Source organism: Rhodovulum iodosum, from assembly GCF_041020385.1.
In the GTDB taxonomy this organism is placed as follows: domain Bacteria; phylum Pseudomonadota; class Alphaproteobacteria; order Rhodobacterales; family Rhodobacteraceae; genus Rhodovulum; species Rhodovulum iodosum.
Genome location: NZ_JBEHHI010000001.1, coordinates 455,490 through 478,477, shown reverse-complemented (window position 1 = coordinate 478,477; position 22,988 = coordinate 455,490). Strand labels below are relative to the sequence as shown.

23 protein-coding genes and 1 tRNA gene are annotated in these 22,988 nt (G+C 66.9%); 13 read left to right on the top strand and 11 right to left on the bottom strand.

Annotated features, from left to right (window positions below; all coding sequences use genetic code 11):
* Nucleotides 1–68 precede the first annotated feature (68 nt).
* Entirely contained in the window at nucleotides 69–311 is a 243-nt protein-coding gene (locus Ga0609869_RS02335) for a helix-turn-helix domain-containing protein (protein ID WP_125408160.1), read from the bottom strand.
* 137 nt (nucleotides 312–448) lie between these two features.
* Here Ga0609869_RS02335 and Ga0609869_RS02330 point away from each other — a divergent pair, with 137 nt between their 5' ends.
* Nucleotides 449–1,183 (top strand): hypothetical protein, encoded by a 735-nt coding sequence (locus tag Ga0609869_RS02330; RefSeq protein WP_125408162.1) that lies wholly within the window; start codon nucleotides 449–451, stop codon nucleotides 1,181–1,183.
* Here the strand turns inward: Ga0609869_RS02330 and Ga0609869_RS02325 are convergent.
* Both Ga0609869_RS02325 and Ga0609869_RS02320 read right to left on the bottom strand, forming a co-directional pair.
* Nucleotides 1,176–2,543 (bottom strand): site-specific integrase, encoded by a 1,368-nt coding sequence (locus Ga0609869_RS02325; RefSeq protein WP_369022829.1) that lies wholly within the window; start codon nucleotides 2,541–2,543, stop codon nucleotides 1,176–1,178. The genes Ga0609869_RS02330 and Ga0609869_RS02325 overlap by 8 nt on opposite strands.
* Before the next feature lie 292 nt (nucleotides 2,544–2,835).
* Nucleotides 2,836–2,909, bottom strand: a tRNA-Cys gene (locus Ga0609869_RS02320).
* 232 nt (nucleotides 2,910–3,141) lie between these two features.
* Here Ga0609869_RS02320 and Ga0609869_RS02315 point away from each other — a divergent pair.
* The 4 genes from Ga0609869_RS02315 (at nucleotide 3,142) to Ga0609869_RS02300 (ending at nucleotide 7,682) form a co-directional block, all read left to right on the top strand.
* Nucleotides 3,142–4,653 (top strand): bifunctional aminoglycoside phosphotransferase/ATP-binding protein, encoded by a 1,512-nt coding sequence (locus Ga0609869_RS02315; RefSeq protein WP_125408166.1) that lies wholly within the window; start codon nucleotides 3,142–3,144, stop codon nucleotides 4,651–4,653.
* Between the two features lie 110 nt (nucleotides 4,654–4,763).
* Complete coding sequence (locus Ga0609869_RS02310; RefSeq protein ID WP_125408168.1) at nucleotides 4,764–5,417, top strand: protein-L-isoaspartate O-methyltransferase family protein; 654 nt, start codon at nucleotides 4,764–4,766, stop codon at nucleotides 5,415–5,417.
* Nucleotides 5,418–5,469: 52 nt separating this feature from the next.
* Nucleotides 5,470–6,855: a TolC family outer membrane protein gene (locus Ga0609869_RS02305; protein ID WP_125408170.1), complete on the top strand. Its 1,386-nt coding sequence runs from the start codon at nucleotides 5,470–5,472 to the stop codon at nucleotides 6,853–6,855.
* Nucleotides 6,856–6,923: 68 nt separating this feature from the next.
* Complete coding sequence (locus Ga0609869_RS02300) at nucleotides 6,924–7,682, top strand: hypothetical protein (RefSeq protein WP_125408172.1); 759 nt, start codon at nucleotides 6,924–6,926, stop codon at nucleotides 7,680–7,682.
* A gap of 146 nt (nucleotides 7,683–7,828) precedes the next feature.
* Here Ga0609869_RS02300 and Ga0609869_RS02295 read toward each other — a convergent pair whose 3' ends face one another.
* The gene (locus Ga0609869_RS02295; protein WP_125408174.1) at nucleotides 7,829–8,149 is read right to left on the bottom strand and encodes a DUF6280 family protein; all 321 of its coding nucleotides are present in this window, start codon (nucleotides 8,147–8,149) and stop codon (nucleotides 7,829–7,831) included.
* Nucleotides 8,150–8,365: 216 nt separating this feature from the next.
* Here Ga0609869_RS02295 and efp point away from each other — a divergent pair, with 216 nt between their 5' ends.
* Nucleotides 8,366–8,929 carry an elongation factor P gene (gene efp / locus Ga0609869_RS02290; RefSeq protein ID WP_125408176.1) on the top strand — a complete coding sequence of 188 codons (564 nt, stop codon included), beginning with the start codon at nucleotides 8,366–8,368 and terminating at the stop codon, nucleotides 8,927–8,929.
* Nucleotides 8,930–9,027: 98 nt separating this feature from the next.
* Here efp and Ga0609869_RS02285 read toward each other — a convergent pair whose 3' ends face one another.
* The 4 genes from Ga0609869_RS02285 to Ga0609869_RS02270 are packed head-to-tail and all read right to left on the bottom strand — an operon-like array spanning nucleotide 9,028 to nucleotide 13,072.
* Nucleotides 9,028–9,831: a fructosamine kinase family protein gene (locus Ga0609869_RS02285; RefSeq protein ID WP_125408178.1), complete on the bottom strand. Its 804-nt coding sequence runs from the start codon at nucleotides 9,829–9,831 to the stop codon at nucleotides 9,028–9,030.
* A gap of 3 nt (nucleotides 9,832–9,834) precedes the next feature.
* A complete protein-coding gene (ygfZ, locus tag Ga0609869_RS02280) occupies nucleotides 9,835–10,590 on the bottom strand; it encodes a CAF17-like 4Fe-4S cluster assembly/insertion protein YgfZ (protein WP_125408180.1) in 756 nt (251 codons plus the stop codon).
* Between the two features lie 37 nt (nucleotides 10,591–10,627).
* Entirely contained in the window at nucleotides 10,628–12,379 is a 1,752-nt protein-coding gene (locus Ga0609869_RS02275) for an ABC transporter ATP-binding protein (RefSeq protein WP_125408182.1), read from the bottom strand.
* Nucleotides 12,380–12,382: 3 nt separating this feature from the next.
* Entirely contained in the window at nucleotides 12,383–13,072 is a 690-nt protein-coding gene (locus Ga0609869_RS02270; protein ID WP_125408184.1) for a phosphatase domain-containing protein, read from the bottom strand.
* Nucleotides 13,073–13,192: 120 nt separating this feature from the next.
* Here Ga0609869_RS02270 and Ga0609869_RS02265 point away from each other — a divergent pair, with 120 nt between their 5' ends.
* The 4 genes from Ga0609869_RS02265 (at nucleotide 13,193) to Ga0609869_RS02250 (ending at nucleotide 16,295) form a co-directional block, all read left to right on the top strand.
* Entirely contained in the window at nucleotides 13,193–14,392 is a 1,200-nt protein-coding gene (locus Ga0609869_RS02265; protein WP_125408186.1) for a pyridoxal-phosphate-dependent aminotransferase family protein, read from the top strand.
* A gap of 59 nt (nucleotides 14,393–14,451) precedes the next feature.
* A complete protein-coding gene (locus Ga0609869_RS02260) occupies nucleotides 14,452–15,420 on the top strand; it encodes a Gfo/Idh/MocA family protein (protein ID WP_125408188.1) in 969 nt (322 codons plus the stop codon).
* Between the two features lie 82 nt (nucleotides 15,421–15,502).
* Complete coding sequence (locus Ga0609869_RS02255) at nucleotides 15,503–15,949, top strand: baeRF12 domain-containing protein (RefSeq protein ID WP_125408190.1); 447 nt, start codon at nucleotides 15,503–15,505, stop codon at nucleotides 15,947–15,949.
* A 43-nt stretch (nucleotides 15,950–15,992) separates the two neighbouring features.
* Entirely contained in the window at nucleotides 15,993–16,295 is a 303-nt protein-coding gene (locus Ga0609869_RS02250; RefSeq protein ID WP_170168868.1) for a DUF4389 domain-containing protein, read from the top strand.
* A gap of 200 nt (nucleotides 16,296–16,495) precedes the next feature.
* On the opposite strand, the gene Ga0609869_RS02245 is transcribed toward Ga0609869_RS02250, so the two are convergent.
* Nucleotides 16,496–18,322, bottom strand: coding sequence for a M3 family oligoendopeptidase (locus Ga0609869_RS02245; RefSeq protein ID WP_125408194.1), 1,827 nt, complete (start codon nucleotides 18,320–18,322; stop codon nucleotides 16,496–16,498).
* Between the two features lie 164 nt (nucleotides 18,323–18,486).
* Here Ga0609869_RS02245 and Ga0609869_RS02240 point away from each other — a divergent pair, with 164 nt between their 5' ends.
* Both Ga0609869_RS02240 and Ga0609869_RS02235 read left to right on the top strand, forming a co-directional pair.
* Nucleotides 18,487–19,503, top strand: coding sequence for a ligase-associated DNA damage response exonuclease (locus Ga0609869_RS02240; RefSeq protein ID WP_125408260.1), 1,017 nt, complete (start codon nucleotides 18,487–18,489; stop codon nucleotides 19,501–19,503).
* Complete coding sequence (locus tag Ga0609869_RS02235) at nucleotides 19,500–21,092, top strand: ATP-dependent DNA ligase (protein WP_125408196.1); 1,593 nt, start codon at nucleotides 19,500–19,502, stop codon at nucleotides 21,090–21,092. Before Ga0609869_RS02240 ends, Ga0609869_RS02235 begins: the two co-directional genes overlap by 4 nt.
* On the opposite strand, the gene Ga0609869_RS02230 is transcribed toward Ga0609869_RS02235, so the two are convergent.
* Together Ga0609869_RS02230 and Ga0609869_RS02225 are read right to left on the bottom strand one after the other, a co-directional pair.
* Entirely contained in the window at nucleotides 21,064–22,050 is a 987-nt protein-coding gene (locus tag Ga0609869_RS02230; RefSeq protein ID WP_125408198.1) for an alpha/beta fold hydrolase, read from the bottom strand. The two genes, Ga0609869_RS02235 and Ga0609869_RS02230, sit on opposite strands and share 29 nt — an antisense overlap.
* Before the next feature lies 1 nt (nucleotide 22,051).
* Entirely contained in the window at nucleotides 22,052–22,339 is a 288-nt protein-coding gene (locus tag Ga0609869_RS02225; protein ID WP_125408200.1) for an SCP2 sterol-binding domain-containing protein, read from the bottom strand.
* Nucleotides 22,340–22,407: 68 nt separating this feature from the next.
* Between Ga0609869_RS02225 and Ga0609869_RS02220 the strand changes: the two genes are divergently transcribed.
* Nucleotides 22,408–22,968: a tetratricopeptide repeat protein gene (locus Ga0609869_RS02220; protein ID WP_125402924.1), complete on the top strand. Its 561-nt coding sequence runs from the start codon at nucleotides 22,408–22,410 to the stop codon at nucleotides 22,966–22,968.
* The last annotated feature ends 20 nt before the right edge of the window (nucleotides 22,969–22,988 follow it).

The following is a 22,988-nucleotide window of genomic DNA, read 5'->3' as shown; positions in this document are numbered from 1 at the left end:
GGTAGCTCGTGGGGTTAATAATGGTTTCACCCCATTACTGGGGCAAATAGGCCGGGGCCGTGGCAGGCTCAGTCCGACATCTTGGCCAGCCTGCCCACGATCTCGGTAGGATCGAAGCCAAGCACCTCGCCCAGCTTGACCAGTTCCACCACATCCACCCGGCGTTGACCGCTTTCCAGCCGCGCGATGAAGGACTGGTAGACCTTCATCCGCTCTGCAAGTTCCACCTGCTTCAAGCCTGCCTCGCCGCGCTTCTCGATGAGATAGCGGATAAGAGCATCATGCCTTTGATCTCCAAGAGTTTTAGGCATGAACGCCCCATGCTGTTGCACTGGGCGCGTTGACTATATCTCAAAACTAGGTATCTAAAATCTGGATATTGATCGTCCTTGCTGTCCGGTGTCGGGCCGTGCCGGGGCGCGCGTCAGTCTCACCATCGGAGCGCCCTATGAGCCTCAACAACAAGTCACCTGACCACCACATCGCCTACGGTGCTGCGACCGAAGGTTTTGCCGCTGCGAGTACCAGCCTTGGCGTGATCGGGCGCTATTGGTGGAACGTGCAAATGCAACTCTTGGTTGCCACCGGCACCATGCGGTTTTTCCGCGCGTATTGGTGGCTGTTTCTCGTTGCCGGTTTCTTGCTATTGGCTTTCGTCATGCCCTTGGGTGTTGCTTTCGTGGTGAGCGCCTTTTGCGCGGGCGCAATGAACCCGAAAGCGGAAGACAACTTCATTGTGCCGCTCAGGCACGAAGATAACGCGCCGATGGGTGAGCCTGCCGCAACTGAACCAGATGAAGCTGTTTTTACGTCCCAGCCTGATAGCTTGGAGGACGTCCACCTTGCGGCGGGTATGCACCATGTCGGCTATTTGACAGCGATAAAGCGCGACCTCGATGACAAAGAGATTGCCGCCGCTGCGCTAGGCGCATTCGATGGAACGGTGCAGGCATTCGGTCTGAAACTGTCCGATCTCGACATGCACACCAACGGCGCGGCATTCATCGTTGCGCAACTGACCGCGCTTGAGCGCATGGACGAAGTTGACCCGGAGTGGATAGCAGAAGTCACGGAAGAAGCGATGACCTCCGAAACACTCGAAGCGATCCGCGCGGAAGCTGGCCGTTTTGCGTTCACGATGGAAGGGGCCATGCAAAATGGCCCCGACCAGCCGACTAGTTAGCTTGGCAGATGGCGAAGCGGTCAATGTTCTCTTTCAACTGGGTCAACGTGTAGCCTTCCCGATTATAGACCTCTTGCGTGACACCAGAACGCGCGTGACCGACGATGCACTGCACAATGGGTTCGGGCACGTCTGCTTGGCTCAGCCGCGTCACAACAGTGTGCCGCAGGCTATGAAAGACAAGACCCGGCTGCTTGATGCCCAGCTTGGGCAAGAAACTCTCATTGCACCAGCGGCCCAAGTTGCGACCGTAGCCGCCATTGGCGCTGTAGCTGTAGTCTGGGAACAGGCGTGTGGCGTTCCTGCGACTTTCCACGAAGTCGAGAAAGCCAAGGCGGATCAACTCGGAATGCAGGGGCACCTTGCGCCGTCCTGCCTTAGACTTGACGCTTTTGGTGTCGTCGCCTTCGTCAGTGATGTTCAGGAACCATGTACCGCCGTCCTGCTTCACATCGGCAATGTCGAGTTGGCAAATCTCGTTCAAACGCGCCCCGGTGAACATGCCCAAGAGCATCCCCCACTTGTGGCTGTCTTTGCGCACCAGCCCGGACGGGTTCTCCGTCAACTCGGTGTAGATCAACCGCGCCTGATCCGGTGTGAAGGGCTTGCGCTCACTCTCGCTGGCCTTGTCCTTCCTCACCTTCATTCCTTCAAAGAGCGTGTGCGGAGCATGTCCGTGCCGTTCCGCCCAGTCGAAGAACATCTTGAACATCTGGATATGGCTGTTGAGTGTCCCGGCTGCGATCTTCTTGTGCCCCGGTTCCTTGATGACTTGCATCAAGGGCATGGCTTTCAACTTGGGCTTGGTGTTTCGGCTGGCCGGTAGCACCTGCAAGACCTTCTTTACTTCGCTTGCATCTTGCTTGGTGATCGTCGCAAGCAGCCGATCAGGGCCGAAGTATTCGACAAGGATGTTCAGGTAAGCCCGGTTCTGAACCGTGGTCTTGCCCGTCCATTGGCGCGAATGCTCAGCGATGAAATCATCCACCGCCGCACCCAAGGGCGATGAGGCTGGCAGAGCGGGCGCAGGAGCGGCAGAAACGATGTTCGGGGCATCGTCATAGGAGTAATGCTCAAGGCGCTCAGCGGCTTCCAGAACGCGCCTGAGCATGTCCCGGCGACCCTTGCGTAGTTCAATGGCGATGCGGGGCAGGCTGGCCTCCCAATCGGCGTCCGAGACTTCCATCTTCGTCTTGAAGCGGGCGATTGGCAGGTATTGGGGATGGACGCTTTCAAGATCGACCATGCTGTCATGGTCCAGCATTTCTTCGCGGGCATCGGCCAAGGCATTCTTCGACAAGCCGCGCCGGTCCAGCCAGTCAAGGTACTGGTCCAGTTGCGCCTTGAAGTAGGCTTGCACCTTCTCGCGTATCTCGCTTTGTCTCAGTCCCGCCAATGCATTGTTCTCGCGCAGTATTCGTCCGCAGGATGCAAGATGGCGGGCCAAATCACCAGCCCGATCCGGGCAACGTGTCCGCAGGGAGATGCGCACCGTGGTCCGCTTTCCCTCTTGGGACGGAGGGATAGGCCAACGGAAGTAATAAACACCATGCCGAGAAGGGCTTAGATAGGATGACAGCATCATAGGGCGTGTGTCCCACTTTGTGTCACACCCGACCGTTCAGCCGCTAACCCTATGATTTAGAAAGAAATGGAGGCGAGTACCGGAATCGAACCGGTGTACACGGATTTGCAATCCGCTGCGTAACCACTCCGCCAACTCGCCGAAGTGCCGCATTCATTAGGTTTTCGTGCCCCCCCCGTCAAGCGTGTATCGCCGCGGCCTGGGGCGGTTTGGAGCGCCCGCACGAGGCCGCCGGGGGGCCTGCCCCCGGACCCCCGGGATATTTTCGGCCAGAAGAAACCGGGCGGGGCGGGCGGGTTGCGCGGCGGCGCATTGGCGCTTTGCGATCGCGGCGGGCCGAGCCTACTCTGGGCTTGCCAACGGAGCCCGTGCCATGACGCCCGATGACCAGAGTGCCGTCACAGCCTTTCTCGGCGCAGCGGGAGGCGAGGTGATCGAGACGCATATCTCGCGGGTCTTCCTGTCCGGCGACCGGGCCTTCAAGCTTAAGCGCGCGGTCAGGCTGCCCTATGCCGATTTCTCGACGCCCGCGCGACGGCTGGCCTATTGCGAACGCGAGATCGCGCTGAACGCACCCTTTGCGCCCGAGATCTATCTCGGCGTGCGCCGGATCACGCGGGCCGCGGATGGCGGCCTTGTTTTCGACGGCGACGGGCCGCTGGTCGACGCGGCGGTCGAGATGGTGCGGTTCGACCAGGCGGCGCTTTTCGACCGTATGGCTGCGGCGGGGTGGCTGAGCCCGGCGCTGATCGAGGCGCTGGCCGGGCAGATCGCCGCCTATCACGACCGGGCGCCGGTCCGCGGCGGGGGCGGGGCGGCCAACATGGCCGGCGTGCTCGACATCAACGCGGCGGGGTTTGCCACCTCGCGGGTCTTCTCGCGCGGCGAGGTGGCGGCGCTGGGCACACGTTTCCGCCGGGCGTTGGCGCGCCATGCGGGGCTGTTGAACCGGCGGGCGGCGCAGGGCCGGATCCGGCGCTGTCACGGCGATCTGCACCTGCGCAACATCTGCCTGGTGGAGGGCGCGCCGCGGCTTTTCGACTGTATCGAGTTTTCCGAGCAGCTGGCCACGGTCGATGTGCTGTACGATCTGGCCTTTCTGTTGATGGACTTGTGGCATCGCGGGATGGCGGGGGTCGCCAACCGGCTGGCCAACCGGTATCTCGACCTGACCGGCGACGAGGCGGGCGCGGGGCTGCTGCCGTTTTTCATGGCGGTGCGTGCGGCGGTCAGGGCGCATGTGACCGCGACCTTTGCCGAGGGTGCCGAAGAAGGGGCAGGGGCGGCGGCAGATACCGCGCGCAGCTATTTCGCGTTGGCCGCGGCGCTGCTCGACCCGGCGCCGGCGCCGGTTGTCGTGCTGGGCGGGTTCAGCGGCAGCGGCAAGACAACGGTGGCCGAGGCGCTGGCGCCGCGGATGGGGCCGCCGCCGGGGGCGCGCATCGTTGAAAGCGACCGAACGCGAAAGGCGCTTTTCGGGCTGGCGCCCGACGCCCGCCTGCCCGAAAGCGCCTATGCGCCCGAGGTTTCCGACAGGGTTTACGCGCGGCTGGGCCGGCGCGGCAGGGGACTGGCCGCGGCGGGTGTGCCGGTCATCGTCGATGCGGTCTTCGACCGGGCGGGGCGGCGGGCGGCGGCCGTGGCGGCGCTGTCGGCCGCCGGCCGGCCAGTGACGGCGGTCTGGCTGGACGCCCCGGCCGAAACCCTGCGCGGGCGCGTCGCGGCGCGGCGCGGCGGGCCCTCGGATGCGGGGCTGGCGGTGCTCGAGGCGCAGTTGGCTCGGGGCACCGGTGCCATCGGCTGGGCGCGGGTGGACGCCGCCCGGCCGGTCGCGGCCATCGTCGATGAAATCCTGGCGCTGCCGGCCGCCGCTGCGGCGGTGTGAGCGCGCAACAGCGCTTCGGCAGCCGCGTTTCACCGCCCTGCTGGCGTGTTGCCGAGTCCCGGTTTCTGTGGCATCACCAATCCAACCCCGAGACTGTGCGAGTTTTGCCGATGACCGATTTCACCGCCCGCCGCATTGCCATGGTCGACACCCAGGTCCGCCCGTCCGACGTGACCCGCCTGCCGATCATTCAGGCCATGCTGGAGGTGCCGCGCGAGGTCTATGTGCCCGACTCGCAACGCGAGGCGGCCTATGTCGGCGAGAACCTCGCTCTTGGCGGCGGCCGCGTCATACTCGACCCCCGGACGCTGTCCAAGATGCTGGAAGAGGTGGCGATCCAGCCCGACGAGCTGGTGCTCGATATCGGGTCGGCGCTGGGCTATTCCGCCGCCGTGATCGCGCGCCTGGCGCAAACCGCCGTGGCCGTCGAAGAAGACAGCGACATGGCGCGCGAGGCCGAGGGCCTGCTTTCGGAACAAGGCGTGGACAATGCCGCGGTGGTCACCGGGCCGCTGGCCGAGGGGGCCGAGCGCTATGCCCCCTACGACGTTATCGTGGTGGAGGGCGGGATCGAGCGTTTCCCGCCGGCGCTCGAGGCGCAACTGCGCCCCGGCGGCCGCGCCGTCGCGGTGTTCATGGAAGGGCAGCTGGGCGTATGCCGGTTGGGTTACAAGGGCGCGGGCGGCATGAGCTGGCGCTTCATCTTCAACGCGAGTGCCCCGGTCTTGCCGGGGTTCGCACGGGTGCCGGCCTTCGAATTCTGATCGCGGTACGTTCGGGGGGCGCCGAGTGGCAAATAGGCAAAGGCTGAGAGAAATGGGTAATATCTTCAGACAGACGGCAGCCGGGCTTGCGTTGCTATGCGCCGTCGCCGTGCCGGCGGGGGCGCGGGCCGAGACGCTGACCGATGCAATGATCGCGGCCTACAAGAATTCCAATCTTTTGGAACAGAACCGGGCGCTGTTGCGCGCCGCGGACGAGGATGTCGCGCAGGCCGTTGCGGCGCTGCGGCCGATCGTGTCCTTTATTGCGCGAGCGACCAAGACGCATGTCGCGCCCTCCAACCCCTCGGCGGCAGCGCCCACGACCAGCACCGAGGCCACGCTGGCGCTCAGCGCGGAACTGACGCTCTACGACAACGGCCGGAACAGGCTGGCGGTGGAAAGCGCGAAAGAAGCCGTGATGGCCACCCGGTCCGACCTGATCGGGGTCGAGCAGGACGTGCTGCTCAACGCGGTCTCGGCCTACATGGACGTGCGCCGCGCGCTGGAAAACGTGGCGCTTCGGCAAAGCAACGTTCGGCTCATCAGCCAGGAATTGCAGGCCACGCGCGATCGGTTCGACGTGGGCGAGGTGACGCGCACCGACGTTTCGATCGCCGAGGCCGCGCTGGCCGAGGCGCGCAGCAACCTGGTGGCCGCCGAGGGCGACCTCGTCGCCGCGCGCGAGGGGTTCAAGCTCGCCGTGGGCCGCTATCCCGGGCCGCTGACCGGTATCCCGCCGACACCCGATCTGCCGGCCACGGTCAACGCCGCGCGCGATATCGCCGTGCGCCGCCATCCCGATATCGTCAGTGCGCAGCATAACGTGACCGTCGCCCGTCTGAGCGTTGCGCGCGCCCGCGCCGCGCTGGGTCCGACCGTGACGGCGGGGGCCGAGATCGGCGTCGACGACTACGGCAACGACAGCTCAAGCCTGTCGCTCACCCTCAGCCAGCCGATCTACCGCGGTGGCCAGCTGCGCTCGGTCGAGCGCCAGGCGCTGGCTGGCGCCGATCAGGCCAGTGCCGGGCTGTTGCAGACGGTGCGCGCCATCGACCAGGAGGTGGGCACGTCGTGGGCGAGCCTTTCCACGGCCCGCGCCCAGCTTTCCGCCACGCGCGAGCAGATCAGCGCCGCGCAGCTGGCCTATGAGGGGACCCGCGAAGAGGCCAATCTGGGCTCGCGCACCACGCTCGACGTGCTCGATTCCGAACAGGACCTTCTCGATGCCCGCGCCGCGCGGATCAACGCCGAGGCGAACCAGTATGTCGCCGTCTACGCGCTGCTTTCGGCGATGGGTCTGCTGACGGTCGATCATCTGGGGCTCGGCATTCCGACCTACGATCCGGTCGCCTATTACAACGCTGTGCGCAACGCACCGGTGACAAGCGTTCAGGGCGATCGGCTGGATCGTGTGCTCAAAAGCATTGGCCGGGAGTGACGTACAATTTGTTGTGCGATTAAGGGAGTGCAGCTACCATCGCTGTGTACTGGCTGTGAGGACGGGGTATGTCTGACACGATGAAGACGGCAGAGCTTGAGGACGTCCTGTCCTCGATCCGCCGCCTTGTGACCGAGCAGGCCGAGGCCCGCGGACCGGGCGCGAGCCGACTGGTGCTTACCCCGTCGCTGCGCATCGACGCCAGTGCGGCCCCCGATCTGTCGGAGTTCGACCTCGACGAGGCCGACGATCTGCCGGGCGACGACGTGTGTGAAGACGATGCGACCGACGACGAGCGCGCCTTCGACGCCGGCGAGGACCCCGAGGCGGCCTCGGAAGAGGCCTGGGAACTGGCCTGGGACGAGGAAGAAGGCGGCGCCCCGTCACTGGAAGAGCGGCTGTCCGAACTTGAAGCCGCGGTGGCCGCCACGCCGGACGAGACGGCCTGGGCCGCGTCATCGGCGCGGGTTGGTTCGACCCGCCTTCATATCGGTCTGCCCGAGGACCCCAGCTACGATGACGCCGCGGAGGCCGAGGAAGAGCCCGAGGAGTACCGCGCAGCCAGCGCGGCGAGGACCCGCGCGCGCTGGCAGCCCCAGCCTTCGCAACGCGACCTGGACGCTTCGGATGAGGCCGACGACACGGCGTCGGAAGACCTGTTTTCCAGCCTGGAAGACGCGCTCGACGAGGACGCGCTGCGGGCGCTTGTCAGCGAGATCGTGCGCGAGGAACTGCAGGGCGCTTTGGGCGAGCGGATCACGCGCAACGTGCGCAAACTGGTGCGAAGCGAGATCAACCGGGTTCTTTCCAGCCGCGCGTTCGACTGACACGCGGCCAGCCGGCGCGCGCTTTCCCGGGATTTGTTGCAACAAGACCGGGCGAGGTCGGCGCTGGCCAAAACCAAACACCCGCCCGGCAGGACCGCGGCGGGTGTTGGTATCTTGGATCGTTCCATTCGGGCGGTTCGCCGGCGTCAGGCCGCCTCGGCATGCTCCTGCATCAGGCGGCGTTCGCTTTCCTCGCGCGACAGCGCGACCGAGGTGCGCACGCCTTTCGAGACGAACTCCATCAGCCCCGAGACGACACGTTCGTTCGGGTCGATACCCGCACAGGTCAGCACCTCGCGTCCGTCGCGCGATCGCGCCCAACGAGCAATTTGCTCGGGGCCGTTGCCGTATTTCTTGTCATCCGCGATCGCGTCGTCGAGCGCGGCCAGAACCACCGCGGCAAACAGTTTGCGTGCACGGGATCCCTGTTCATGGTTGAAGGCAGTGCCATCAACGAAATCGACCATCTCGCTGTCCTTTATTCTTGCTCTTGCATTTTCTGGCGTGCCGCCGAATATGACGGTTTTATTGCGATTCGGTATTTCCATTTCGGAATACCTATCATGCACTGGGCGCATAGCCAACCCGCGCAGTGCACCGTATCTAGTCGTCTTGCAAGCCCACCATCAGCAAGATATAGGTGCGCCGAAATCGCGATCAACCGTCTGTCAAGGTTCTGTCCCATGCCCAAGATCAACGGCAACGAAATTCGCCCCGGCAACGTTTTGGAACATAACGGCGGGCTCTGGGCCGCCGTGAAAGTCGATCACGTCAAGCCCGGCAAGGGCGGCGCCTTTGCCCAGGTCGAGCTTCGCAACCTGCGCAACGGATCGAAACTGAATGAACGTTTCCGCAGCGCCGACAAGGTGGAACGGGTGCGGCTGGAACAAAAAGACCAGCAGTTTCTTTATGAAACCGACGGGATGCTCGTCTTCATGGACATGGAGACCTACGAGCAGATCGAACTGCCTGCAGAGATATTGGGCGAGCGCCGGCCGTTCCTGCAAGACGGGATGACGGTGATGATCGAGTATTACGAGAACGAGGCGCTGAACGCGACCCTGCCTCAAAAGGTGGTCTGCAAGATCGAAGAGACCGAGCCGGTGGTCAAAGGCCAGACCGCCGCCAACAGCTTCAAGCCCGCGGTGCTGGACAACGGCGTGCGCGTGATGGTGCCGCCCTTCGTCGGCCCTGACGAGTCGATCGTCGTCAACACCGAGACGATGGAATATTCCGAGCGCGCCTGACGGCGCGAGGCCCGATCCGCCGGGCGCGGGTCAATATGCGCAATACATGGCCGCTTCGCTGCGCGGCTGTGGAAAAGGCGCAGGCGTCCTGCCTCGGGCTATGCCCCCAACGCCCCCAACATCCGCTCGACCATGCCGCGATAGCCGGCCCCGAACAGGCGCAGGTGCACCAGCGCCGGCCAAAGCTGATAAAGCGTCCGACGTTCGGCGAGCCCCGGTTCCAGGGCGCCGTAAGCGTCGGCAAAGCCCGGCCCAGGCGCCCCGAAAAGATGCAGCATGGCAAGATCGACCTCCGCGTGCCCGTAATAGCAGGCCGGGTCGATCAGCGCCGCGCCGCCCTCGGCGGTGAAAAGGACGTTGCCCGACCACAGGTCGCCATGAAGCAGGGCAGGGGCCGGCCCTGCGGGCAGCATCTCTGGCAGGCGGGCGGCCAGCGCCTCGGTGCGCCGCGCGATGTCGCCCGGCAGCGCCTCGGGCCAGGCCATCAGCCGCCGTTCGGCCCAAAACGCCGGCCAATCGCCGGTGGCGGCGTTGGGCAGGGCGGCGGGACCAAAGGCGTAATCTTCTTCCCAGCCATAGTCGGCCCCGCGGACCGCGTGCAGTTGGCGCAGCTCTTCGCCCAGGGCGGCCCAGCCCTGGGGCCCCGCGCGGCCCTCGTCGAGATAGGTCATCGCCAGCAGGGGGCCGCGGGCGGCCAGCACCTGGGGCGCGGCCACGCCCACGGCCCCGATCGCATCCAGCATCCGCGCCTCGCGCATCGCCAGCGACCCCTGCTTGACGGCGATTGTCCGCCCGTCCTCCAGCGTGACGGCAAAGACCTCGGACAAGTCGCCGCCATGCAAGGGCGCGACCCGCGAGATAGCGGCATCCAACAGCGTTTCCAGGGCGGTGCGGTCGAACATGGCTCAGCCCCTGCGGGTCACGGTGGCGTCGCCGGCCTGCATCGGCCCCGCGGCGCGGTCGAACCGCAAATAGGCAATTGCCTGCCCATCCGCCCGCGTAAAGAGCGTGCCGGCGGGCTTGCCGTCGGCGGTGATCTCGCTCCCGACCGGGGCGTCGCCGGCAATCAGGACCGTCGCGAGGCCCTTTTTCAGCTCGGTCTTGTGCTTCATCCGCGCGGTGACCTCCTGGCCGACATAGCAGCCCTTGTGGAAATCGACGCCGTTCAGCCGCTCGAACCCGGCCTCCAGCAGGAAAGTCTCGTTCGGGATCAGCTCAACGCCGGTTTCGGGGATGCAGTTTGCCACGCGCCGCGCGTCCCAGTCGATTTCGGGCGCGGTGCCGGGCGCCTCGGTATAGGCGCGCCATCCCATATCCGGGTGACGCGGATCGGCCAGCGCACCCTCGGGGGCCGGTCCCAGGCCGCGCTGGACATGCAGGCCGGTCTCTTTTAGCGCCACATCCGCGCGCAGCTTGTACATGGTCAGCCGCTGCATCAGTCCCGGCGCGAGTTCGGACTTGATGTCGAGCAGGATGGTCTCGCCTTGCTCGGTCAGGAAGAAATCGGCCAGGTACTTGCCCTGCGGGGTCAGCAACGCGGCATAGACCAGCCGGCCCGACAGGTCGGTCACATCGTTGCTGACCAGTCCTTGCAGGAAATGCCGGCGGTCGGCGCCGGTAATGGCGATCACGGTTCGGTCTGGGGCGGCCTCGCCTGGCATTACGGTCTCCCTGGGGGTGGCTGTCTCGGCCAGAGGGTCAGGATTCCACGGCGAATTGCAACCGGTAGAGGCCGGAATAAATGCCGCCCCGGGCAATGAGGTCCTCGTGGCGGCCCTCTTCGGCCACCCGGCCGCGGTCCATCACCACGATATGCTCGGCATCGCGCACGGTGGCCAGCCGGTGGGCGATCACCAGCGTGGTGCGCCCAGCGGCCAGCCTGTCCAGCGCCTCTTGCACCGCCTGTTCGGATTTCGCGTCAAGCGCCGAGGTCGCCTCGTCCAGCAGCAGGATCGGCGCGTCGCGCAAGAGCGCGCGCGCGATCGCCACCCGCTGGCGCTGCCCGCCCGAGAGGTTGGCGCCGCGGGGCCCGGCGGGGCTGTCGAGGCCGGCGGGAAGCGCGGGCAGGAAATCGTCGACATGGGCGGCCTTCAGCACCTCGGCGAGTCGGTCCTCGGTGATGTCGGTCCGGCCCAGCAGGATGTTGTCGCGCAGCGTGTCGTCGAACAGCGGCGCATCCTGCGTGACCACCGAAAACAGGTCGCGCAGCGCGGTCAGCTCCAGCGCGTCGACCGGCACGCCGCCTACGGCGACGGTGCCCGACTGCGGCTCGACGAGCCGTGTCAGCAGGTTGAAGACCGTGCTCTTGCCCGCGCCCGACGGGCCGACCAGCGCGGTGGTCTGACCCGCCCCGGCGGTAAAGGACAGCCCGTTCAGCGCCGGGCTGTCCCGGTAGGCAAGGTGCACGTCCTTGAGCGCGATGTCGCACGCGCCGCCCGGGGCGGGCAGGGCGCGGGGCCGGGCGGGCGACAGGATCGTGGGCCGGTCGAGGAAAACCGCGTGCAGCCGTTCGAGGCTGGCAAGCGCCGCCTGCCACGCGCCCGAGACATTGCCGATGCGGCGCAGCGGCTCGAAGACCAGCGCCATGGCGGTGAAAAACGACATGAACTCGCCCACGGTCTTTTCCCCCGCGACGATCTGCAACCCGCCATAGCTGAGCACCCCCAGAAACCCGATGCCCGCGATCACGTCCATCAGCGCCGGGATGCCCGCCTGCCCGGTCATCGAGCGGATCTGCGCCTGCACGTAGTCGTCCACCGTGTCGGCAAAGCGGTCGCCCTCGCGCGCCTCCAGCCGGTTCAGCTTGATCGTGACCACGCCGTGGAAAATCTCGTCAAGACGCGTGGCGATCTCGGCCGCCGCAGCGCGGGCCGCGCGGGTGGTGGCCCGGACCCAGCGTTGCAGTGCCATCACCGGGACGATCAAGAGCGGCACGCCGGCCACCGCGATCAGCGTCCAGACCCAGTCGATCGACAGCGCCACGGCGAAAAGCGAGATCAGCGCGACGAGGTCGCGCCCGCCGGCCGCCAGCACCGTCGACCAGATATTGGCGGCGACCAGCGTGTCGCCGCGTACCCGTTCGATCAGGTTGCCCGGCGGGGTTTTCTGAAACCAAAGGCTGTCGAGCGTCAGCATGTGGCCCACGAGGTCGCGTTGCAGCGACGCCGAGACCCGCTGGCCCACCCGCGCCATCAGCACCCGCTGGCCAAAGCCCGCCAGCGCCCTGATCAGGAACACCGCGCAGACGCCCCCCGCGACCAGCGGGATCGCGCCCTTGTTGCCCGACACGAACACGTCGTCGAACAGCGGTTTCACGAGGTAGCTGAGCGCGCCCAGCATCGCGCCCTCGACGGTCATCAGCACGAGCGCGGCGCCGATGGTGCGCAGATGCCCGCGCAGGTAGCCGTGCCACAGCCAGCCGACGACGCCCCGGCCTTCGTCGCCCGCCATGGCCTAGCCGCCCTTCGCTTGCAACGCGCGGTACTCGTCTTCCAGCGCGTGCTTGTCGTAGCGGGTTTCGATCCATGTCCGGATCGGCATCGGCTCTTTCGCTGTGTCGGCGGCGTAGGCGTCGAGCATGTGATCCAGCAGGCCGGTCGCCCCCCGCCGCGAATGCAGGAACCGCATGGAAAGCTGTTTCGCGGCCTCCTCGACCGGGCGGCCCTCGATATGCATCAGGTAAAGCGCCGCGGCGAGTCCCGCCCGGTCGGCGCCTGATTTGCAGTGCATCACGAAGGGGCGCTCGACCGTTTCGAAAAGGTCCAGAAGGTGCAAGACGCGGTCCGCCGGCACCAGCCGCCGCGCACCGATCGAGGCAACCTCGAAGGTCAGGCCCAGCCGGGCGCAGGTGGCGCGCTCCAGCGCGAGGTGGCTCGACGGCTTGTCGCCTCTCAGCGACAGCACCGTCTTGATGCCCATGTCACGATAGCGTTTCAGCCGCCTATCGTCGGGCTGGTTCGAGCGCCAGACCCCCGGCGCGACCTGGGCCATGTTGCTCCAGAACACGCGCAGGAAGGCGTGATCCATCAGGTGGAAATGCCAAAGCGCCGATCGCCGCGCGCCCGGCGCCGAAAGATCGCCCCCCGCGGACTGTCGCCAGCGGCGTTCGAATGCGTCATATCCGGACTTGAGGCGGTCGATCATGGGGGCCTTGGGCTGGGCGGGACAGGGGGCGGAGATAGCCCGAATGGCGCGGTGTGACAAGCGATTGACGCCCGTCGGTGCCGGGGCTAACCGGGATATGTACGCATCCGAGGTCTGCCCATGCCCCTGTCCCACGGTCGCCCATATCTCGCCATTCCCGGCCCTTCGGTCATCCCCGACCGGGTGTTGCAGGCCATGCACCGGCCCGCGCCCAACATCTACGAGGGCGCGCTTGTCGAGATGGTCGAGGGCATGATGCCCGATCTCAAGGCGGCGGCGCGCACGGCCCATGACGTGGCGATGTACATCGCCAACGGCCACGGCGCGTGGGAGGCGGCGATCTCGAACACCTGCTCGCGGGGCGACAAGGTGCTGGTGCTGGCCACCGGGCGGTTCGGCCCGGGCTGGGGCGAGGTCGCCCGGCGCATGGGCGTCGAGGTCGAGGTGATGGATTTCGGCAAGCGCGCCCCGGTCGATGCGGCGCGGGTGGCCGAACGGCTGAGCGCCGACAGCGGACACGAAATCCACGCGGTTCTGGTCGTCCATGTCGATACCGCCACCGCGGTCAGGAACGATATCCCGGCGATCCGCGCGGCGATCGACGCGGCCGGCCACCCGGCGCTTTTCATGGTCGACTGCATCGCCTCGCTGGCCTGCGATGCCTACGACATGGATGGCTGGGGCGTCGATGTCACCGTGGCGGGCTGTCAGAAGGGGCTGATGACGCCGCCGGGCATGAGCTTTGTCTATTTCAACGGCAAGGCGGCCGAGGCCCGGCAGAAGGCCGACCTGGTCAGCCAGTACTGGGACTGGGCGCCGCGCGCCGATCCGCAGGTCTTTTACCAGTATTTCGGGGGCACCGCGCCGACGCATCACCTCTACGGGCTGCGCACCGCGCTCGACATGCTGATGCATGAAGAGGGGCTCGACGCCGCGCTGGCCCGTCATCGCCGGCTGGCCCGCACCGTCTGGGCCGCGCTCGAGGCCTGGGGCGCGGACGGGCCGATGGAAATCAACATCGCCGATCCCGCCCATCGCAGCCACGCGGTGACGGCCGTGCGGATCGGCCCGCCCCATGGCACCGCCCTGCGCGACTGGCTGGCCCAGACCGCCGGCGTGACCCTGGGCATCGGGCTGGGCATGGCCGAGCCGGGCGACCCGGCCTGGCACGGGTTTTTCCGCATCGGCCATATGGGCCATGTGAACGCCCACATGATCCTCGGCGCGCTCGGCGCGATCGAGGCCGGGCTGGTGGCGCTGGACATCCCCCACGGCAAGGGCGCGCTGGAGGCCGCGGCGGGGGTGGTCGCCGCCGGCTAGGGCCCCTTTCCGCGGCGGCGGTTCTTGACTACCCTCCTGTGGCAGAGAGGGAGGATGCAATGACCGAACGGCCGATCCGCTGGGGGGTGCTGGGCGCCGCCAATTTCGCCCTGACCGACATGGCGCCCGCCATCCACGCCGCGCGCGGGGCCGACCTGGCCGCGCTCGCCACCTCCAGCACCGAAAAGGCCGCCCGCTTCAGCGCCTTCGCGCCCGGCCTGCGCGTCCACGACAGCTATGAGGCGCTGCTCGATGACCCCGCCATCGACGCCGTCTACATCCCGCTGCCCAACCACATGCATGTGGAGTGGACGGAAAAGGCGCTTGCCACCGGCAAGGCGGTGCTTTGTGAAAAGCCCGTGGCGCTGGACGTGGCCGGGCTGGACGCGCTGATCGCCGCGCGCGACGCGGCGGGGGTGCTGGCCGCCGAGGCCTACATGATCGTGCATCACCCGCAATGGCTGCGGGTCCGGGCGCTTCTGGCCGAGGGGGCGGTGGGAGAACTGCGCCACGTCAACGCGCTCTTCAGCTTCAACAACCCCGACCCTGGCAATATCCGCAATCGCCCCGACACCGGCGGCGGCGCGCTTTATGACATCGGGGTGTACCCCTGCGGCGCCGTGCGGTTCGCCACCGGGCAGGAGCCGCAAGAAGTCTCGGCCCGGCTGATCCGTGAAAACGGCGTGGACGTGACCGCCGATGTCAGCGCCGCGTTCGACGGCTTCAGCTTTTTCGCCAAGCTCAGCATGCGTCTGTGCCCCTGGCAGGAGGTCGTCTTTCACGGCACGGAGGGGGTGCTGCGCCTGACCGCGCCCTTCAATGCCGGCAAGTTCGGCGAGGCCCGGATCGAGCATCGCGACGGGGCGGGCCGGGTGACGGTCGAGACCTTTCCCACCGCGCGCCAATACGTGCTTCAGGTCGAGGCGTTCGGCGATAGCCTGCGGGACGGCACCCCCTATGCGTGCCCGCTGGAATTTTCGCGCGGGACGCTCGACATGATCGGCCGGGCCTATGCCGCGGCGGGGTGAAACGATTGCGCCAAATCAAGGTGCGGCGCGGGCCGGGGTTTAAGATGTTTGCCTAAAGGGCCGCATAGACGGGAGGATTTCGATGAAACCGGTACAGACGCTTGTTCTGATTGCCAACGAAAAGGAGGTGCGGCTTCTGGCGAATGCCGGCGTGGGCAAGGGGTTGCGCGAGCTGTCGCATTTCGACCGGATGCGCGATCCGTCGATGCATCCGCGCTATTCCGATGCGCCCGGCCGCTCGCAGGCCTCGCCGGGGGCGGCGCGACACGGCTATGAACGCACGTCCTCCGAGCGCGAGCAGAGCCGCGAGGCCTTTGCCGACCTGGCGCTGAAGATCACCGCCGACGAATGGGCCCATGGACTGTATAATCGCCTGGTGATAACCGCGCCGCCCGAGATGTTGGGCGCGCTTCGGGCCGCGATGAGCGTTCAATTGTCGCAGGCCCTCGTTGCGGACATGAACAAGGACCTCATCAAGGTTGCAACCGCCGACCTGCCACGCCATTTCGAAGAGGTCATCGTGTTCTGATCCGGTCGGTATGCGGCCGGGGATAGATCCTCAGGAGGATGCCATGGCTGACGAAGACGCAAAGACCCCGACCGAAGACCAAACCCGGCCCGCCGTGTCCGGGCCCGCGAAAGCGGTATGGATACGCGGCGGCTGGATGCTGGTTCTGCTGATCCTGTTCTCGATCGCGCAGACGCTGCTGGTCGCCACCGCAATCCTGCAATTCGGCTGGATGCTGTTTACGAAAAAGCACAACCCGCACATCACAGAGTTCGGCACCAAGCTGGGCAACTGGATGGCGACGACCGCGCGCTACCAGGCAGTGGCCAGCGAGGAAAAGCCCTTCCCCTGGTCGGAATGGGCCTGATCGTGCAGTAAGGATAATGTCGCCGGCCCGACGGCCGGCGACCCGCCAAGACAGCGCCACCGGCCGCCGGGCCGGTGGCCGTCGCCACGGCCCGTCAGGGCAGATCGACCTCTCGCACGCAGACCGGCACGTCCGGCACGGCGCGCAGCCCGTTCGGTATTGCCCCGAACGGGCCCTCGCACCCAGCGGGAAGCGGGCGGTCAGCCTTCCATCGCCTCCAATTCGTCGATGAAGCCCGAGATCATCGACAGCCCCTTGTCCCAGAAGGCCGGGTCCGAGGCGTCGAGGCCGAAGGGTGCCAGGAGGTCCTTGTGGTGCTTGGACCCGCCGGCCTTGAGCATGGCGAAATACTTGTCCTGGAAGGCCGGCCCGCTTTCCTCGTAGACGGCATAAAGGGCGTTCACCAGCCCGTCGCCGAAGGCATAGGCGTAGACGTAGAAGGGCGAGTGGACGAAATGCGGGATGTAGGCCCAGAAGGTCTCGTACCCGTCCATGAACTCGAAGACGGGGCCGAGGCTTTCGCCCTGTACGCTCATCCACAGCGCGTTGATGTCGTCGGGCGTCAGCTCGCCCCCCTTGCGCGCATCGTGCAGCTTGCACTCGAAATCGTAGAACGCGATCTGGCGGACGACGGTGTTGATCATGTCCTCGACCTTGCCGGCGAGCAGGGTCTTTTTCTCCTCCGGCGTTTTCGCGGCGGCCAGCAGCTTGCGGAAGGTCAGCATCTCGCCGAACACGCTGGCGGTCTCGGCCAGGGTCAGCGGCGTGGAGGACAAAAGCTCGCCCTGGTCGGCGGCCAGCACCTGGTGCACGCCGTGGCCCAGCTCGTGGGCCAGCGTCATCACGTCCCGCGGTTTGCCGAGATAGTTGAGCATGACATAGGGGTGCACCTCGGTCACCGTGGGATGGGCAAAGGCGCCCGGCGCCTTGCCGGGCTTCACGCCCGCGTCGATCCAGCCCTCGGTAAAGAAGGGTTCGGCGATCTCGGCCATCTTGGGAGAGAATTCGCCATAGGCCTCCAGCACGGTGGCCTTGGCGGTGTCCCAGTCCACGGTTTTCTGGTCCTCGGTGGGCAGCGGCGCGTTGCGGTCCCACACTTGCAGCTTGTCCAGCCCCAGCCATTTGGCCTTTAGCGCGTAGTAGCGGTGCGAAAGCTTGGGGTAGGCCGCGACCACCGCATCGCGCAGCGCCTCGACCACTTCGGGTTCGACGTGGTTCGACAGGTGGCGCCCCGTCTGCGGGCTGGGCATGCCGCGCCAGCGGTCCTCGACCTCTTTCTCCTTGGCCAGCGTGTTGTGGACCCGCGAGAAAAGCTTGACGTTCTCGCCGAAGACGCGCGCCAGCTCGCGCGCCGCGGCCTCGCGTTTGGCGCGGTCGTGGTCGGTGAGAAAGTTGAGCGTACCCTCGATGCCGTAGCTTTCGCCATCGACGTTGAAATCCAGCCCGGCAATGGTCTCGTCAAACAGCTTGTTCCAGGCGGTCGCGCCCACGACCGACTGGTCGTGGAGAAATTTCTCCAGCTCGTCCGACAGCTGGTAGGGCCGCATCGCGCGCAGCCGGTCGAAGATCGGCTTGTAACGGGCAAGATCGGCGTTTTCCCCGAAAAGCGCGTCGAGCTTGTCATCGGGGATGCGGTTGATCTCCAGCGAGAAGAAGACCAGAGGCGAGGTAAAGCCGGTAATCTTGTCCTGGCAGTCCGAGATGAACTTGGCGCGGCCCGCATCGGTGGTGTTCTGGTAGTAGCGCAGGCCCGCGAAGGACATGATCCGCCCCGACACAGCCTCGATCCGCTCGTAGCGCAGAACGCAATCGAGAAGGCCCTTGGCGTCGAGACCGGCCAGCTTGCCCTCGTAATCGGCGGCAAACTCGGCGCAGGCCTTTTCCAGCCAGTCCATGTCGCGTTTCAGCTCTGGCGCGTCCTCGGCGGCGTAGAGGTCGGTCAGATCCCACACCGGCAGATCGCCGAAGCCCTCGGCCCCGGTGCTGGCATTGGCGTCGAAGACAGGCGAAGACTTGGTCAGGCGCATCGAAATTCCCTCTCGGTCAGGTTTCAATGACAGATAGGGCGCGCGCGGCCCAAGTCGCAACCCGGACCGGCCCGGTCGGTGCAGATATTATGGCCAATCGGGCGGTCCGGGGCGCGGCCGATATCGCCCGTGGCGCCGGACCGGCCCGGCACTATAGTTGGCTCATGGCGCGCGACCCGCTTTTGAGTGTGACCGAAAAGGGCATCTATTGCCCCGAGGGCGATTTCTTCATCGACCCGTGGGCGCCGGTGCCGCGCGCGCTGATCACCCATGGCCATGCCGACCATGCGCGGCCCGGGCACGCGGCCTATCTGGCGACCCGCGCGGCCGCCCCGGTGATGCGCCACCGGCTGGGCGAGATCGCGCTGGATACGGTGGGCTATGGCGAGGCGCGCACCATCGGCGGCGTGACGGTATCCTTCCACCCGGCGGGGCACGTGCCGGGCTCGGCCCAGATCCGGGTCGAGAGGGGCGGCGAGGTCTGGGTCGTGTCGGGCGATTACAAGACCGTGCCCGACGGGCTGTCAGAGCCGTTCGAGCCGGTGAAATGCCACGCCTTCGTCAGCGAATGCACCTTTGGGCTGCCGGTGTTCAAATGGGCCGACCAGGCCGAGGTGATGGGCGAGGTCAACCGCTGGTGGGCCGGCAACCGCGCCGCCGGCCGCTTCACGCTATTGGGCGCCTATGCGCTGGGCAAGGCGCAGCGGCTTTTGTCGGGGCTCGACCCCGGCATCGGGCCGATCCTGACCCATGGCGCGGTGGAAGCGACGAACGCGGTGATGCGGGCGCAGGGAATCGCGCTGCCCGAGACGGTGCAGGTCACGCCGGAGATCGACCTCAAGGCGCATGCGGGCGCGCTGGTACTGGCGCCGCCCTCGGCGCTGGCGGGCCCGTGGGCGCGGCGGTTTCGCCCGGCCTCGACCGGCTTCGCTTCGGGGTGGATGGCCCTTCGGGGCGTGCGCCGGCGGCGGGCGGCGGACCGCGGCTTTGTGCTGTCGGACCATGCCGACTGGGCGGGGCTGAACGCGGCCATTGCGGCGACCGGTGCGGAAAAGGTGCTGGTCACCCACGGATACACATCGGTCTTCCGCCGCTGGCTGGAAAGCCGCGGCTACGACGCGACCATCGTCGAGACCGAGTTCGAGGGCGAAAGCCTGGAGGCGGGCGAGGGGGCGGCATGAAACGCTTTGCCCGGCTTTTCACGTCGCTCGACCAGACCACCCGGACAACCGCCAAGGTCGATGCGCTGGCCGCCTATTTTTCCGAGGCGCCCGCGGCCGACCGGCTATGGACCATCGCACTGCTGTCCGGGCGGCGGCCAAGGCGGGCGGTCACCACCACGCGGCTGCGCGAATGGGCGGCCGAGCGGGCGGGGCTGCCCCTTTGGCTGTTCGAGGAATGCTATCCGGTGGTGGGCGATCTCGCCGAGACCATCGCGCTGGTGCTGCCGCCCGCGGCGAGCGCCAGCAAGGCCACACTGGCCGAGCGTATGGCCGAGATCCGCGCGCTGGCCACGGTGGACGAGCCCGAGCGCAAGGCGCGTATCCTGAATGCCTGGGACAGCCTCGACGGGACCGAGCGGTTCCTGTTCAACAAGCTGATCACCGGCGGCTTTCGCGTGGGCGTCAGCCAGAAGCTGATGACCCGTGCGCTGGCGCAGGCCACAGGTCAGGACGAGGCCGAGCTGGCGCACCGTCTGATGGGCGACTGGCGGCCCGAGACGACCAGCTATCATGCGCTGATTGAGGCGCCCGACCCGGCGGCGGACCTCTCGCGTCCCTATCCCTTTTACCTCGCCTACCAGCTGGAGGACGGGCCGGAGGGGCTGGGCGCGCCCGAGGACTGGCTGGCCGAGCACAAATGGGACGGCATCCGCGGCCAGTTGATCGTGCGGGGGGCTGAGCATTTCGTCTGGTCGCGCGGCGAAGAGCTCATGACCGACCGCTTTCCCGAACTGGCCGCGGCGCGGGATTTCCTGCCGCCGGGCACGGTGCTGGATGGCGAAATCCTGGCCTGGGCGGGCGACCGCCCCTTGGCCTTCAACGCGCTGCAAAAGCGGCTGGGGCGCAAGAGCGTGCCCAGGAAACTGCTGGAAGAGGCGCCCGTGGTGCTGAAGGCCTACGATCTGCTGGAGGAGGGCGGCGCGGATACAAGGGCGTTGCCCTTCGCCGAGCGCCGCGCGCGGCTGGAGGCGCTGCTGGCCGATCTGCCCGCGGGCCTGCCGCTGCGCCTGTCGCCGCTGATCGCGTTCGACACCTGGGACAGCCTGGCCGAGACCCGCGCCGCCTCGCGCGGGTTGGGCGCCGAGGGGGTGATGCTGAAACGGCGCGCCTCGCCCTACCTGGCGGGCCGCAAGAAGGGCGACTGGTGGAAATGGAAGGTCGATCCGCTGAGCGTCGATGCGGTGATGGTCTATGCCCAGGCGGGGCACGGGCGGCGGGCCAATCTCTACACCGATTTCACCTTCGCGGTGTGGGACGGCGCGGCGCTGGTGCCCTTCACCAAGGCCTATTCGGGGCTCACCGATGCCGAGTTCCGCCAGATCACCGCCTGGGTGCGCAAGAACACCCTGCAACGGTTCGGCCCGGTGCGGCAGGTGACGCCACAGCATGTCTTCGAGATCGCCTTCGAGGGCATCCAGGAAAGCTCGCGCCACAAATCCGGGCTGGCGCTGCGCTTTCCGCGCATGGCGCGCTGGCGCCACGACAAGCCCGCCGCCGAGGCCAACACGCTGGACGACCTCAGGTTGCTTCTACAGCGCTATGGGTGAAGCGGCGGGGCGGCGGTGGCATGACGCCGCCGGTTGCCCGGAAAAGCGAAGCTGCCGCATCGTAAAAGCGCCGCCGCACCGTCTTGCCCTCCATCATCACCTCGTGGCGCGCGCCCTCGACCAGTTCCAGCCGGCCTTTGGGCCACTGTTCCATGCGCTGAACGATGGCGCAGGGACAGACGATTTTCTCGGCGCTGCCGAGGAAGGTGACCGCGGGCACATCGGGCGCAGGCTGGCGCGCAAGCTCGCGGCTGTCGCACAAGGCCTCGTGCAGCCAGGCCAGGCTCGGTCCGGCAAGGGCGAGGTCGGGCTCGGTCGAGAGCTGGCGCCGCATGTAGGCGTACATCTCGGCGTCGGTGGTCAGTTCGTTGGTCTCGAACGGCGTGGCCGCGACATAGCTCTCGCCGCCGGTGCCGGGGGTGAAACGCCCGTCGAAACCCAGCGGGCGGCTGGCCGCGCTCAGCGCCCAGGCGGCCGGGCGCAACAGCAAAGGTATGCGAATGCCCCACATCGGCGCACTGAACACCGCCGACTTTACCCCCATCCCCTCGATCATGGAACGCAGGCCGATGGCCCCGCCCATCGAATGCGCAATCAGGAAACGCGGCCCGGCCAGGGCCAGCGACTCGGTCGCCGCCAGCATGGCCGCGACGTCGCGCTGGTACTCGGTAAACCGGTCGACATGGCCGCGGTCGCGCTCGGACAACAGCCGGTCGGACAGGCCTTGGCCGCGCCAGTCGATGGTCACCGTGGTAAAGCCGCGCCGCGCCAGCGCAGCCGCCCCGCGGCCGTATTTCTCGGCATATTCCGTGCGGCCCGGAAACAGCAGCACCGTGCCCGCCGCCCCGCCGCGCCAGACCGCGAGGCGCAGCCGCACGCCGTCCTCGGCGTGCACCCAATAGGCCTGCCCGCCTTGCGGGCCATCCGCGATATGGTCGAAAAGCGGCGCCTGCTCCATGTCAGCCGAAGGCCGAGCCGAGCTTCATCGCGAGCCCCATATCGCCCGAGATGCGCAACTTGCCGGTCATGAAGGCCGCCGTCGGGTTCACGTCGCCGTCGAGCATGCCGCGAAACGTGTCGAGGTCGGCGGTGAGCGTGACATCGGCCGCATCGTCGCCGGCGCGCGCGCCGTTTTCGTCGACCATGACGGCGCCCTCGTTCTTGATGACGAATTTCACCACGCCATCCATGCCGCCCGACAGTTTTTCGTTGAGGGCCTCCACGGCCTTGTCGATCGTCTCGCTCATCGCACTCCTCCAAATGTGACCGGCGCGACGCTCGCTTTCGCGGCCAGTTGCGCTAAAGTGTTACCGATATGAAAGCGATACGCAAAGCTATCAATACCGTTCTCGCGGCTACCCTTGCGGGAAGTGTCTGGCTCGCGCCCGGTGCTGGGTCTGCGGCGCCGGTCGACGAGTTGTTGGAAGAACTCGGCAAGTCCGATCTGCCCAACTGGAAGATGGTCGAAAACGAGATCCGCACCGCCTGGTCGAAATCGGGCTCCGCTTCGATGGACCTCTTGTTGCGCCGGGGCCGCGAAGCGGCCGAGGCAGGCGACTGGGACGTCGCCATCGCGCATTTCACCGCCCTGACCGACCACGCCCCCGGTTTCGCCGAAGGGTACAACGCCCGCGCGCTGGCCTATTACAAGTCGAACCGATACGGGCCGGCCATTGCCGACCTGCGCCGCGCGCTGGCGCTCAACCCGCGGCATTTTGAAGCGATGACCGGTCTGGCCACGATCCTCGAGGAAATCGGCCGCGAGGCCGAAGCGTTGGAAATCTACCGTGCCGCCCGCGCTATACATCCCCACGATCCTGACCTAGAAAAGGCCGAGGAGCGGCTCGAGCAAGAGCTGTCGGGCCGCTCGCTCTGAGGCGCAGGCGCAAGAGGCGA